The 13,469-nt window shown below is 64.6% G+C and carries 11 protein-coding genes; 4 read left to right on the top strand and 7 right to left on the bottom strand.

Annotation, left to right across the window (positions count from 1 at the left end; genetic code table 11):
* Positions 1 to 36: 36 nt before the first annotated feature.
* From QTL98_RS23305 to QTL98_RS23280, 6 genes are all read right to left on the bottom strand, one after another.
* A complete protein-coding gene (locus QTL98_RS23305; protein WP_445682533.1) occupies positions 37 to 690 on the bottom strand; it encodes a response regulator transcription factor in 654 nt (217 codons plus the stop codon).
* The gene (locus QTL98_RS23300) at positions 687 to 2,282 is read right to left on the bottom strand and encodes a sensor histidine kinase (RefSeq protein WP_445682532.1); all 1,596 of its coding nucleotides are present in this window, start codon (positions 2,280 to 2,282) and stop codon (positions 687 to 689) included. The genes QTL98_RS23305 and QTL98_RS23300 overlap by 4 nt, the downstream gene beginning before the upstream one ends.
* Before the next feature lie 120 nt (positions 2,283 to 2,402).
* Positions 2,403 to 3,332 (bottom strand): response regulator, encoded by a 930-nt coding sequence (locus tag QTL98_RS23295; RefSeq protein ID WP_445682531.1) that lies wholly within the window; start codon positions 3,330 to 3,332, stop codon positions 2,403 to 2,405.
* Positions 3,329 to 4,912 carry a hypothetical protein gene (locus QTL98_RS23290; protein ID WP_445682530.1) on the bottom strand — a complete coding sequence of 528 codons (1,584 nt, stop codon included), beginning with the start codon at positions 4,910 to 4,912 and terminating at the stop codon, positions 3,329 to 3,331. Before QTL98_RS23290 ends, QTL98_RS23295 begins: the two co-directional genes overlap by 4 nt.
* Positions 4,909 to 6,780 (bottom strand): glycosyltransferase, encoded by a 1,872-nt coding sequence (locus QTL98_RS23285; protein WP_445682529.1) that lies wholly within the window; start codon positions 6,778 to 6,780, stop codon positions 4,909 to 4,911. The genes QTL98_RS23290 and QTL98_RS23285 overlap by 4 nt, the downstream gene beginning before the upstream one ends.
* Before the next feature lie 15 nt (positions 6,781 to 6,795).
* The gene (locus tag QTL98_RS23280) at positions 6,796 to 8,808 is read right to left on the bottom strand and encodes a hypothetical protein (RefSeq protein ID WP_445682528.1); all 2,013 of its coding nucleotides are present in this window, start codon (positions 8,806 to 8,808) and stop codon (positions 6,796 to 6,798) included.
* Positions 8,809 to 8,879: 71 nt separating this feature from the next.
* On the opposite strand from QTL98_RS23280, the gene QTL98_RS23275 reads away from it, so the two are divergent.
* On the top strand, positions 8,880 to 9,893 hold the full coding sequence (locus QTL98_RS23275; RefSeq protein ID WP_445682527.1) for a glycoside hydrolase family 113: 1,014 nt from the start codon (positions 8,880 to 8,882) through the stop codon (positions 9,891 to 9,893).
* A gap of 184 nt (positions 9,894 to 10,077) precedes the next feature.
* A complete protein-coding gene (locus QTL98_RS23270) occupies positions 10,078 to 10,650 on the top strand; it encodes an Hpt domain-containing protein (RefSeq protein ID WP_445682526.1) in 573 nt (190 codons plus the stop codon).
* A 19-nt stretch (positions 10,651 to 10,669) separates the two neighbouring features.
* Here QTL98_RS23270 and QTL98_RS23265 read toward each other — a convergent pair whose 3' ends face one another.
* Positions 10,670 to 11,074: a response regulator gene (locus QTL98_RS23265; RefSeq protein ID WP_445682525.1), complete on the bottom strand. Its 405-nt coding sequence runs from the start codon at positions 11,072 to 11,074 to the stop codon at positions 10,670 to 10,672.
* Positions 11,075 to 11,354: 280 nt separating this feature from the next.
* Between QTL98_RS23265 and QTL98_RS23260 the strand changes: the two genes are divergently transcribed.
* Both QTL98_RS23260 and dctP read left to right on the top strand, forming a co-directional pair.
* Positions 11,355 to 12,278, top strand: coding sequence for a LysR family transcriptional regulator (locus QTL98_RS23260; RefSeq protein ID WP_445682524.1), 924 nt, complete (start codon positions 11,355 to 11,357; stop codon positions 12,276 to 12,278).
* A 121-nt stretch (positions 12,279 to 12,399) separates the two neighbouring features.
* Positions 12,400 to 13,419 carry a TRAP transporter substrate-binding protein DctP gene (gene dctP, locus QTL98_RS23255; protein ID WP_445682523.1) on the top strand — a complete coding sequence of 340 codons (1,020 nt, stop codon included), beginning with the start codon at positions 12,400 to 12,402 and terminating at the stop codon, positions 13,417 to 13,419.
* Positions 13,420 to 13,469 lie beyond the last annotated feature (50 nt).

The following is a 13,469-nucleotide window of genomic DNA, read 5'->3' as shown; positions in this document are numbered from 1 at the left end:
TCTCAAAAAGCGAGCAGAAAATTTGCCGCCTGATAATCAGGCCTTGTCATTGCTGCCCGGCGCAGACGCGAGCAGCTCTGCTTTACGCACCAGATCGGCGACCGAGCGGGCGTTCAGCTTGCGCATCACATTGCCCCGGTGGAGCTTGACGGTGATCTCGGTAATGCCGAGTTCGCCGGCGATCTGCTTGTTCATGAGGCCGCGGACCACGGCGGCCATCACCTCGCGCTCGCGCGGGGTAAGGGTGGCGGCAAGCCGCAGGACTTCCTGCGCGGCGCCCTCTTCCCGCCGGCGCACGCGGTCCTTTTCGATGGCGGCATCGACGGCGTCCAGCATGTCCTGGTCGCGGAAGGGTTTGGTGAGGAAATCGACGGCGCCGGCCTTCATGGCGCGCACGGTCATGGGGATATCGCCATGGCCGGTCATGAAAATGACCGGGCGGCGGTTGCCGCTGGCGGCAAGATGGGTTTGCAGATCAAGCCCGCTGCCGCCCGGCAGGCGCACATCCAGTACCATGCAGCCCGGCCTGTCGGGCAGGGTCGCGGCCATCAGTTCGGCGGTGGAGGAAAAGGCAACCGCCTCGATACCGACCGAGCAGAAGAGATCGGCAAGCGCCTCGCGCATGCCGGCATCATCCTCGACAATGATGACGAGGGGCGCTTCGGCGGCGGTCGGGGCGGGCTGGGTCATGGTTTTTCCGGCGTTTCGTCTGCCGCGGGCAGGGTGAACTCGAAAAGGGCGCCGCCTTCCGGGTGGTTGCGGGCGACAAGCTGGCCACCCCGTGCTTCGACCGTCGCGCGGCAAATGGCAAGCCCCATTCCCATGCCGCCGACCTTGGTGGTGAAGAAGGGGCTGAAGAGCTTTTCAAGATCGGCAGGGTCGATACCCTTGCCGCTGTCGCGCACACCAAGACGCATCAGGCCGTTTTTGGGCCCGCTGACGCTGATTTCAATGCGCTGCTGCGCGCGCTCCAGCGGCGACAGCGCATGCAGGGCGTTGGTGACGAGGTTGATGAGCACCTGCTGCATCTCCACCCGGCCGGCGCGGACCCGGGCCGGGTCTGAGGGCAGGTCGAGCACGATACTGGTGCCCTGCCCGGCAATTTCGCGCTCCAGCAGGCCGAGTACCTCCTGCACCAGAAGGGCAAGATCGAGCACATCGGGCGCCGCTTCATCGCGCACCAGCAGGCCCCGGGTGCGGGCCACGATTTCGCTCGCGCGTTTACCGTCGCGGGCCACACGCTCCGCTGCGCGGGCGGCGGCGGCGATGTCCGGCGGGTCCTGTGCCAGCCAGCGCAGGCAGGTCTGCGCATTCATGACCACGGCCCCCAGCGGCTGGTTGACCTCATGCGCGATGGAGGCGGAAAGCGCGCCGACGGTGGCGATACGCGAGGCGCGCGCCAGCTCGGCCTGTGCGGCCATTAATGCCTGCTGAGTGCGCTCCTGCCCGGTGATATCGACGATGCCGACCACGACACGTTTCAGCTCCTCCGCATCCTCGGGAAAGGAGATGCCGACAAGAACCGTCAGTTCCTGCCCGGCAAGGGTGCGCAGCTGCCCCTTGCCCTCAAAGCGATTGCGACCCTCGAAGAGGGCTTCCAGAACCTGGAAGATCGCCGGGCTCTGCGCCGGGATGAAGCGGCCGGCAGGCCCCACCACCTCAGCTTCGCTGCGCGCGCCCAGCAGTTCGAGCGTGGCATCATTGACGGCAAGGGTGGTGATCTTGCCGGCAAGCGCGCCGACCAGATCCGGATGGGCCGCGGCATGGGCGGCAAAATCGGTAACGCCTTCCCGGCGCAGGGCGTCGAGCGCTTTGCGAACGGCGGAAAAATCCTGCTCGAAGAGCGAAAACCGCGTCTGCTCGAAGATGGAGCGGTAACGGTGTTCGCTGCGGGAAAGCTCACGGTTGGCCTGCAGCAGGGCAAGGCGGGAGGCATGGTCGCGCAGCAACAAGAGCGTTGTGATGAGCATGGCCGCCAGCGCGATGGCGCAGCGCAGGATGGCTGCGGGCGCTGCCCCGATGCCATGGCGCAGGGCAAAGGAAAGCAGCGTCAGCCCGGCGCAAGCGCCCGCAGCCAGCAGAATGCCCCGGCGCGAAAGCCCGCCCAGCAGCAGAAGCGGCACCAGCACATAGAGCACCGCCACCGCACCCTGAATGTTGGTGAAGGTGTCGAAGGCAAAGATCGCCAGCGCCAGTGGCAGGGCCAGAAAGCGGATAAGCGGCGGCGGTTGCAGCTGCAGCGCCGGAGAGAGGGGGTGAATATCAGGCAAGCGGTCGGACATCGGGCGGCCAGAGAAGAAAGGGGCAACGTCGCCGCGTGCCGCAAGGCATGGCTTGCATGATATGCGCCTGAAAAGAACCCTCATATCAAGAGGCGGGGCAGGCTGATTTGTCGATAACCGTCAGAGCGGGCGCGCCATCTCGACCCGGTTGCCGACATCGGTCTTGGCAAGGTTGAGCGCGGCTTCGGCCGCCGCAACCGCATTGGTGCCGCTGCCGCAGCCGATGCTGACGGAAATGACCGGCCAGCCGGAGGTACGCGGATGCCGGATGCCAAGCCCGACGACCGCGGCAGCAAGTGCTTCGGCAAAAGGCACCGGCGTGAAACTGGCCGGCCGCTCGATCACGACGGCAAACCCGCCTTCGGGCAGGGTCACCAGCTGGTCGCCCAGCTGGCCCTGGGTGGCGGCGAGGGCATCCAGCACGCGCTTCTTGATCGCGATGGCCGCCTGTTCCCCTTCGGCCGCCTTCAGATTGGCCCAGCCGTCGACCTCACCGCGCAGGACCCAGAGCAGGCCGGGATCACGGGCCCCGACGATCAGCGGCAGGGCGTCGCTCTCCGGCCGGCCGGATGCGTGGTCGATGGCGCCGGAGAGGCGCCGCTCGCTGGTAAGGGCGGCATTGGCGGCCTGCAGCTCACGCTCGCGCTGGCGCCGGCGGTCGGCCTCCAGGCCAAGGCGCAGCGCACCGCGGATGCGGGTGACGAGCTGCACCTCGCTATAGGGCTTGGTGACATAGTCGATGGCGCCGGCGATGAAGGCATCGATAAGGGCGCTGTCATCCTCCCGGGCGGAGACGACGATCACCGGAATGTCGGCAAGGCGCGGGTTCTGCTTGATGAGGCAGATCGCCTCGATCCCGTCGATGCCCGGCAGCTCGACATCCATGAGGATGGCCTTGAAGTCCGATGGCGGACCATCGGTGCGGCCGATCTCCAGCACTTCCAGGCCCTGCTCGGCCGAGACGGTTTCCTGCGAGGGCAGGTTTGCCGAATTCAGCAAGGACCGCATCAGGAAACGCTGATCGGGCATGTCTTCAACGATCAGGATCACGGTGCGGTCTCCCTGGCCGGTCCGGCCGATTTGTTTTCCTGTTCTTTACCCGGCGGCACGGCGGTTCGCCACAGTCGCCAGGGCCCTTCTTCCACGACAAGGGTGCCGCCGGGTGGGCCATGGCGCCAGAGGTCGGGAATAGCGCGGCCGATCCGGTCCAGCCGTCCGCGCTCGCTGGCGGGCTCCTGCACGGCGACGTACCGGGTGGAAAGAGCGCCGAAAAGCAGGTCGGCCTTGATGCGCTCCATATTCGGCAGGGCAATTCCGCTCGCATCGAGCCGGCTGGGCAGCACCATGCCGGCGGACGCCGCATCAAGCGCCACATCGTCATAGCGCCGCAGCTCGGTGCCGAAGGCCAGATCGTGATCGAGGGCGTCGCTGTCCACAGCAGTGCCCTCAATGGCAGAGCGCCAGGCGTTGGTTTCTGCCGGGGCCTCGAAACCTTGCATCAGCCATCCACCGGCAAGGCCGATCAGGGCCAGCAGCAGGGCGAGCCCGCCCTGCAGGCGGCGGGGTCCGGCTTCGCACAGGGCAAATACCGCCACCGGCACGAGATAGGCCAGAAGCTGGGCGGGATGCGCCAGAAAGAGCGTTGCCGTGGCCAGCAGCACCGCAACCAGCACGGCGACCACCAGCAGGATGCCGACATAACGCCCGCTCGGATAATAGGCCCGCAGGAGCGCGGGCGGGATGACCGGCAGGGCAATGAGCGCCATCAAGGCTGCGGCGAGAGCGGCGCCGGGTGTCGTATGCCCCCAGCCGGTAAGCCAGGGCACCATGGCGGCATTATCGGCAGCGCCTTTCAGTACCGTGCCTTGCTGGTGGGCGAAGGCGAAGGGCGAGGCGCCGAAGAGCCAGTTGGAATAGAGGTATCCCAAAAGTCCGATACCGACCGGAAACAGGATGACCAGCAGCACCGCACCGGGAGCGCGTGCCAGAAAAGCGGGTGGGGCTAGGGCAACGAGGAAGGGCAGGAGCGCCAGCAGCAGGTAAATGCCAGCCGGATCGCTGAAGAAGATGATGGCAACGCCGCCGCCGACGACCGAAAGCGCGGTGACATTGCCATAGCGCCGCACGCGCGAGGCGGCAGGTGCCATCAGGCTCATCGCCACAAGGCCGAAGGGCAGGCCGGAACCCTCGGCAAGGCGCTGCTGCAGCATTGGCTGGGCCAGAAACAGAAGGGCGAGGAGGAACGACAGGACAGCGCCGTATCCGGCCGCCGCAAGCTGACGCGACCAGAGGCCGGCCAGAATTGCGGCGATGAGCACGCTGGCAAGCGCCGGGAGCGGCAAGCCGCCCGTGGCGGGCAGGCCCGCCAGTATCATATCAAACCATAATGGCAGCGGCGGGAAGTTGACGGCGACCAGATCGCGGAAGGCCGCCGCGTCTGATGTCACCATCAGCGCGCTGGTCCAGCGCGCGGCCAGAGCCTCGCTGATGTAACCGTGGTCGAGTACGCGCAGCGTCAGCAAACCGCAGACAAGCAGCCCGCCGAGGAAAGCGAGGATAGGCAAAGCCCGGCGGCCGGCCGGTGCTGCCGGGGCTACTGCCAGGCCGGGCGTCTCTGCGCCGGCCGTCATTGTTCGAGACTCTGCAGGGCACGGGCAACTTCCTGCTTGGTAACGGCAGAGAGCCCGTGCTGGGTCTTTTCCCAATAGAAGGGGTTTTTGATGAGCTGCCAGAGCGCCTTGTAGCCGGCAACGGACATCAGCGCCCAGTACCCCACCACGGTGAGGCCCCACGGGACGAGGTGCGTCCAGCCGCGCTTCAGCGGCGCGATGATGGAGAGGTAGGTGAAAAGCCCGTTTCCGGCGAGCAGGTTGAAGAGCGAGAGATGCAGCAGAACCGTCGGGAAAAACGGGTCGAGGAAATGGCCGCCGAAAAACAGCCAGAAGGCATAGAAGGCCCAGAAGATCGGGTTGAGGATGCCGGACAGCATCGTGCCGCCGACAAAGAACTGGAAACCCCAGAACCCGCCATGTCCGACCGAGCGATAGAGCGCCAGCGGGTGGCGCATATGGACCAGATAGGTCTGCATGTACCCTTTGATCCAGCGCGAGCGCTGCCGGATCCAGTTGGGAATGGAGACATTGGCCTCTTCAAAGGTCGTCGAATTGCAGACGGCGACACGATAGCCCTTCTGCGTCAGGCGCACGCCGAGATCGGCATCCTCGGTGACGTTGAAGGGGTCCCAGGCCTTGAGGTTGCGCAGCACATCCATGCGGAAATGGTTGGAGGTGCCGCCGAGCGGGATGGGAATGCCCAGCCGCTCCAGCCCCGGCAGCATGTAGTCAAACCACAGCGAGTAATCGAGCGTGAACATGCGGGTCAGCCAGTTTTCGTCTGAATTGTAATAATTCAGGCGGCACTGCACGCAGGCGACATCCGTGGGCGCCTTGTTGAAGGCGATGACTACCTTTTTCAGCTGGTCCGGTTCGGGCTGGTCTTCGGCATCGAAGATAACCAGCAGATCGCCCCGGGCGAAGTTGAGCGCATAGTTGCAGGCCTTGGGTTTGGTCTGCGGCTTGGAGGGCGGGACACGGATGATCTCGAAATTGCCCTCGAGACCGAGCGCCTTGGCGGCATCGATGGTCTCGCGGTCGCCTGCTTCCAGCACCAGCTTGATGTCGAGCTTGGCTGGTGGATAGTCGAGGCGGCGCAGGGCGGCTGCCAGGATGGGCAGCACCTCCGGTTCCTTGAACATCGGCACCAGCACGGTGAAGACGGGCAGCTCTTCATCCTTGAGGGCCGCGACCTCGGCATCGGTGATCTTGCTGTCGACCTTGCGATAATCGGCGCCGACCCACACCAGCAGGGCCTTGAGAATGAAATTGCCGAGATAAAAGACCGACATGAAGAGATTGAGCGCAATGACGGTTGCGATTGGCGCCAGCGCAATGCCGGCAAAAAGCACGGTCAGCATGCAGTAGAGCATGAAGCCCTGCTGCGGGGTGACCACCTGTTTTGCCGAGCTGCCGGGGTCGGTCTCGTAAAGGCTGCTCACCGCATCATGGCTGTAGTCGGTATCGAAGATACTCTGCAGGTTCCACAGGATGTCGAACTTGGAGGTCACCACCAGCCGGGTGTTGCGGCCGAAATTGCGGCGCACATAGAGCAGCACGTCCGGGCCGGGCTCGGCGGTGGCGATGACGGTCGTTTCGCCTTCCTTGCGCCAGGGTAGCAGCAAAAGCCGGGTATAATCTTCCTTCTGGCCGGAGCGGACGAGGTCCGCATCCGGCGGGGTCTCGATCAGGTCAACGAAGTCGAGCGAAAAGCGCTCTGCCAGCGTGCGGTAGAAATCACGCGGGCGCACCCAGCCCTTGGACAGGATGATGTCGCCGAAGCGGACATGCCAGGTCTGCTGCAGCCTGAGGGCCTCTTCGAGCTGCGGCAGGGGCAGGAGCCCCTTGGCAACCAGCAGCTCGCCGATAGGAGGAGAAAGGCTCACCTTGAGGGTCCCGCCTTATTTGTCGGACTGGCCGCGCTTGCGGTAGTGCCGGGACAAAAGCCCCGCCGCGAGCACAGTGATGGCAAGCCAGGCAATGACGATGAGAGCGATGCGGAAGCGGTCTATCCAGTCCTGCCAACCGGCAGCACCCTGAACCTCGATCTGCAGCGCGCCCGACTTTTCCGTGTTCATGGCGACGATGGTGCCGCTTGCGTCAGCAAAGGCCACATTGCCCCGGTCGAGCAGCAAGGTTGCCGGCTGCACGGCCGTGTCGCCGGCCTGTTCCAGCAGCAGGCCGGGTTGGCCCCCCGCTTCCACCAGCTGGGCGGTCAGGATGGCGCGGCTGCCGGAAAGATCGAGCAGCACACGCCCGCTGCGGTCCGTCAGGCGCAGCGCGCCGGCATCGGCCTCGATACGCCGCTTGATGTCGGCCGGTGCGCCGGCACCGGGAAGCAGCACGAAGGGGGTGGCAGGCTGGCGGCCATCACCAACCGTGACGGCAAGGCCTTCCGCCCCGGGCTTCAAACCTTCCAGCGTGCGCAGGGCAAGGGTGAGGGCGGGCACCGGATCGGCGAGAGCGGATTTGGGCACTTCAACCGTCACTCCGGCCTTGAAGGCGGCAGCGAGCTGGAAGAAGTCCGCCGGTTTTGTAGCATCATCCGCAAACTCAACCGTGCTGCCCGGCAGGAGCTGGGCCGGCGTTGCCATCAGCGCTTCCTGGCAGGAGCCACTCGCGGCCGGGCGCTGCAGGACCACACGGATGGCATTGCGCAGGCCGAGTAGCCCGTCCGGCAGCGGCACATGCGCGGTGAGCGACGGCTGGCCGGCATCGACGGTGACGCTGCGCAGCAGCAGGTCATTGACGAAGATATGGACGAGCTGCGGCTCGCCGGAGGGGATGGAGCCCGGAATAAGCTGGATATTGAGGGCGGCAGGTTTCTTGCCGCCGGGGGTCAGCGGATAGTCGTAGCCGACCTCCCATTCGCCGCGTTCGGCAAAATCACGGATGCCACTGCCAAGACCAAGGGCGGCGAAGCCGAGGGTTCCTGCTGCATTGGCGGGGCCGTTCTGGCTTTCCCGCACCAGCGCGCCGGTGCCGTCGGCAAGGCGGGCCCAGCCGGCGGTCAGGAAGCGCGCCGTGCCGGCACCGGCATTGTCCGCCAGCGCGATCACCGGATAGCGGCCGGCATGCAGCAGCGCTGCGCCCGGCGTTGCCGTCGGGCTGCTCCTTGCCAGACTGGCAAGCTCGGCGGCCGGGAGCAGCACAATATCCGCGGACGGGGCTTTGCCATCCGCACCGTCAAGGCTGGCAGGCGCGGTCACGAAGGAGACCTGGTGCCCCGCCTTTTGCAGCTCGAGCGCTATCGCAAGCCCGGTCTGCAGGGCGTCGGTTGAGGCAAGGGTAGCGGGAAGGCCGATCCGTACCGCCAGCGGCAGCACGGCGACTGCCGAGCGCAGATCGCTGATGGCCGCAGGGTCAAACCGGTAGCTGAGGGTCGTTTGCGGGGAAAGGGTAACGAAGCCGCCCGGCAGGCGCTGGTCGGCGCAGCGGTTGGCCGTCCAGGTGGCGCCAAAGGCCACCCCGAGCTTCAGGAAAGACTGATCGGTACGCGGGGCCGGCAGGGAGAGTGCAAAGGGGATCGGGCCGGTGCCCGGCGCCGCGCTCCATACCGGCTGCTGGTCGACATCAAACCTTACCGAGCCCCGTATCGGGGCCGGCAGCGAGGCGTTAAGCTGGCCTTCAAGCCGCAGGGCATTGAGCGCAACGCCGCCGGGAACCGGGAAATAGATATCGCTGTTACCGGAAAAGCCGCTGAGGCTGATCCCGTCCCGGAAACCGAGCGCCCCGAGCGTGATCTGCCGCTGGACGAGAGGCGCGGGGCTGTTGGTGCCGGCATCGGCCGGTGCCGCCGGGTCTGAAGACGGCATTTCGTCGGCGTTGCCGGGCTGGCTGTAGGCCGCAAGGCCGAGAGCCATAAAGGCGGCGGCCAGTCCGGCCCGGGTCGCAATCATGCTGATGGTCTTCATCCTGGAATTCCTGCTCGGGGCTGGATGATCTTGGCGGAGAGGCAAGGGCGAGAGTGCAAAGGCGCAGTTTCGTGACGGTGCCGCTGATGGCGGCCTGTGTGCGGATAACCGGGGCCCGGGCCGCAACAACGGGCTGGCACGGGGTCAATCTCATCCGCACGCCCGGCTCGCCCTTTGGCGGGGAGGCGTGCGCCCAATCCTTTTCCGCGCTGAAAGCGCTGGGCGTGGACAGCGTGGCGCTGGTGTTCTTTCTCTGGCAGGCGCGGCCGGACAGTAACAAGGTCGTGCTCGGCAATGACTACACGCTCGATGAACTCGCTGACGGCATCCGCCAGGCGCACAGCTTCGGCTTCAAGGTCATGGTCAAGGTGCATGTGTGGGTGCCGGGAACCTGGGCGGGCGCCATTGCGGCCGTGGACGAGGCGGGATGGGGGCAATGGTTTGCCTCCTACGGGGACCAGCTTGAGCGTCTTGCCGCCGTTGCCGCGCAGCAGAAGGCCGAAAGCCTTGCGCTTGGTACGGAGCTGAAGGGCACCAGCAGTCGCCCTGAATGGCCAGACCTTATCCGCCGGGTCCGCAGCCGTTTTGGCGGGCAGCTCAGCTATGTTGCGCACTGGGACGGTGAATTTTCCGCCGTGCCCTTCTGGGGACTGCTCGATCTGGCGCTGGTCAGTCTCTATCCGCCGCTGGGCGACAGCGCGGCCTCGGCGGATAGAACCATTACGGAATTCGCCGATCGTCTCGTGGCCCTTGGCCGGCAAACCGGCAAGCCGGTCGGTGTGGGGGAGGTTGGCCTGCGCTCGGCAAGCGGGGCAAATGAACGCCCGTGGGAAGGCGCCGAGGAAAGACAGGCCGTGCCCGATCCTGCCCTGCAGGCATGGGTGCTCGCCCGCTGGCTTGCTGCTTTTGAAGAGCGGCATATTGGCGACGTTCTGATCTGGCGCTGGTTTACGGATCCGCAAAGCGGGGGCCCCACCGATACAGATTTTACGATTCAGAACAAGGAAGCGGAAAAGGTGATTGGCTGCTGGACGTCAGACGCCTGCGAAGTGCGCGGAATTGCTCCGCTTTTTCCGACGCCATAAAGGGGTCAATAAATTCAGATATATAGTCTTCCATCGGGATATCTCCCTTTGTGTAGAAGGCTATAGCCTTAGGATATGTTGCCCGTGACGGGACGTTGGCAGATCGTTTCCACCCGGGCCTTCTTGCAATTGCCGGTTGGCGCCATGAGTGAAATTGGCGGTCAGGACGGCAGAGGCAAGGGCAATGCTGGAAACGATGGCGACAATCGACTGGGCGGGTGCCCGAAAACGGCTGGGCGGGAACGAGGCATTGCTGCGGGCGCTGATCGGCAGCCTGCTGGAAAATGCGGGCGGTCTGCTGGCCAGCAGCCGCAGTTTTCTGGCCGCCGGTGACGCACGGCAGGCGGCCCGGCTGCTGCACGGCCTGCGCGGCAGCTCGGTCAATGTCGGCTGGACCTCGCTTGCCGAACTGGCGGGGGATGCCGAAAAGGCAATCGCCACCCGGGATGAAAACCGGACATCGCAGTTGTTGCAGTCGATAGAGCAGGAGATTGCCGGCTTTTCGACCGGAGCCGGACTTGCGGGCGAGCCGGAAGAGGATGTGCCGGCCGGTTTGCCGGACGAAAAAAATCTCGTCGCGCTTCGCGCGAACCTTGCCGCCGGCAATATGGCGGCGCTCGATCTTTTCAGCAGCCTGAAGCCTGCCCTCAAAGCCAGCATGGCGGCTGACCAGTGGGCTAACCTTGCCGCCGCGATGAGCCGGCTGGATTTTCAGGCCGCGAGCGCGGCACTGGGTAGTCTGAATAAAGTTTCCTGACAAAAGCTCGTGAGGGTTATCAGGCTGCTGCCAGCAGCGCCTTGACGCTTGCCCGCACAAGGTCGGCATCGACCGGTTTGGGAACAAAACCGGCGGCCCCGGTCTCCCGGACCGCCGTTGCCGCTTCCTCATCCTGCCATGCCGTTACCAGCAAGACGGCGATGCCCTGCGTTACGGGGTCGGCCTTCAGTCGCCGGCAGACCTCCTGCCCGTCCATCTGCGGCATCATCATATCGAGCAGCACGAGATCGGGCTTGCGGGCGGCGCAAAGTTCCAGCGCCTGCTCGCCGGAAGTGGCGATGAAGATTTCGTACTCGTCCTTCAGGATTGCGTGCAGCACCAGCAGGTTTATCGGCTGGTCATCGACCAGCAGCAGGCTGCGGCGCCCGGCCGGGATGCTCTGATTGTCACTGCTGCTTGTCATCCCGGATTTTCCTTGAACTTCCGGCTTGCAGGGTTCGCTCCGGGTGCAGCCATACCGGCCGGCCCTCTCTTCTCCAGAAGATAGGGCGCCGCACTATCTTCCGCCACCTGTCTGCGGCAGTGCGCGGATGCGGGTCTTCGTTTTGGGCAGCCTTTCCCCTACGATCCGGGCGCTCATGGGTTTTTGCCCGTATCTTTTCGCGAAAAAAGGCGCGGCGGCGCGGTTGACCGGCAGACCGGTTGGCGCCGGCCGGGCGATTTTCCGGGGCCGGTAGTCGCAGATGAACCAGATCAACGAAATCAGCCTCACGGCGCTGCGTTATTTCATCTCCGTGGCCGAGGAACGGAATTTCACCAAAGCGGCAAGCCGCCTCAACATCGCCCAGCCGGCGCTCAGCCGGCAGATCCGCAAACTCGAGGCGACACTCGGCACTCCGCTTTTTGTCCGCAACGCGCGCGGGGCGGAGCTGACCGAGGCCGGAGAGATCCTGCGGCTGCGCGCCTATATGATCTTCAACCAGATCGAACAGACCGTTCACGACGTGACCAGCCAGTCCGACGAGCCGCGCGGCGTGGTGACGGTTGGCATGCCGCCGACACCCGGCGAGCTGATTGCTCCGGTGCTGCTGGACTATGTGCGCCAGAACTTCCCCATGATCGAGCTGCGCTTCAGGGAGGGGTTCAGCGGCAATCTGCTGCGCATGCTGAACAACAACGAGATCGGCGTTGCGGTAATGCACGAGGCGCCGTCCGAGGATGATTTTCTCGTCACCGAATTGCTGCGCGAGCATCTGTGGGTTATCGGCAAGGCCGGATCGATTGACCGCCCCAGCTATACCCTGGCGGAGGCCGCCGCCCTGCCGCTCATCCTGCCGAGCCGCCCCAATTTCCTGCGCATACTCATCGATACCCATGCCGAGGCAAACAACCTCAAGCTCAACGTCATCCAGCGCTCGGACGGGGTGTGGATCCTGAAGGCGCTGGTGCGCTACGGCCTTGGTTACACCATCCTGACCTATGGCGGCGTGCTGTCGGAAATGCAGCAGGGAACGGTCGATGCCGTGCCCATCACCAACCCGCAGGTCAACTGGACGCTCTACACGGCCATGCGGCAGGACCAGGCCCGGAAGCCGGCCTCGCGCATTGTCAATGATGCCATCCGGACCATCGTCGACGGTCTGGTGAAGCAGCAGGTATGGAAGTAGCGATGCCGTTTAGGCATCGTTTTCATAGAAAATCGGTATTTGCGGCATGGAAGTTTCTGCGACCAATGTCGATAAGGCCCCGGTGAGGGCCAGAACAAGAAAACATAGGGAGGGTTTATCTGTGAGAAATTCAGGCACGCAATTTGTGCGCGTGGCGCTTGTTGCCAGCGCCGTCATGTTTGCAGCCGGCGCGGCGCACGCCACCACCTACAAGTGGATCACCTTCAAGCCGCAAGGCGCGGGCGACGCGCAGGCGCGCTCTACCCAGTGGTATGTCGATGAGTTTGCCAAGCGCACCGGCGGCAAGGACACGATCGAGGTTTACTGGGGCGGCAGCGTTGCCAAGACCGGTGAAATTCCCGAAACGCTCGGCGCCGGCCTTGGTGACTTCGGCGATATCGTCACCCCGTATTTTCCGGACAAGTTCCCGCTCAACAACGCGGTTGGTTTTTTCATTCCTCAGCCGCGCTCGCCGATCGAGATCGCCGACCTGATGACGGAATGGCACAAGAAATACCCGCAGTTCGAAAAGGAACTGGCGGATGCCAATCTCAAGGCCGTCGGATATCGGCCGCTTGAGAATTACGGCATGCTCTGCACCAAGCCCATCAAGTCGCTCGCCGATCTCAAGGGCCTGCGTATCCGCAGCTATGGTTTTGCCTATCCGGCTCTGTTCGAGGCGCTCGGTACCTCTCCGGTCTCGATCAACACCGCCGAGACCTATGAGGCGCTGTCGCGCAATATCGTGGATTGCACGCCTATCGGCCCTGCGCTGGCGCGCGGCTGGAAATATGACGAGGTCGCCAAATACTACATCGAGTTCCCGCTCGGTGCCTCGTTCGGCCATCTGATCGCGATGAATCTCGACAGCTACAACAACATGGACGAGGCCACGCGCAAGGTCGTGGACGGGCTCAATCACGACTACGCCGTGACCTACAGCAAGATGCTGGACGAGGATAACGAGAAGACCCGCGCCGAATGGAAGGGCATGGGTGTCACCGTCATGCCTTTTGACCAGAATGCACTGGCGGATGCGGTCAAGTCCGACAAGGTGCAGGCGGTGCGCGAGCAATGGATCAGCCGCGCCAAGGCGCTGGGTGTTCCGACCGACGAAATCGTGAAGGAATTGCAGCCCTGACAGGCAGGCGGCGGCCGGGTGCCGCCGCCGCTCCGGCTTCACGACTTTCT

This window comes from Radicibacter daui (assembly GCA_030657355.1).
In the GTDB taxonomy this organism is placed as follows: domain Bacteria; phylum Pseudomonadota; class Alphaproteobacteria; order Radicibacterales; family Radicibacteraceae; genus Radicibacter; species Radicibacter daui.
This window is presented reverse-complemented; position numbering and strand designations above follow the sequence as displayed.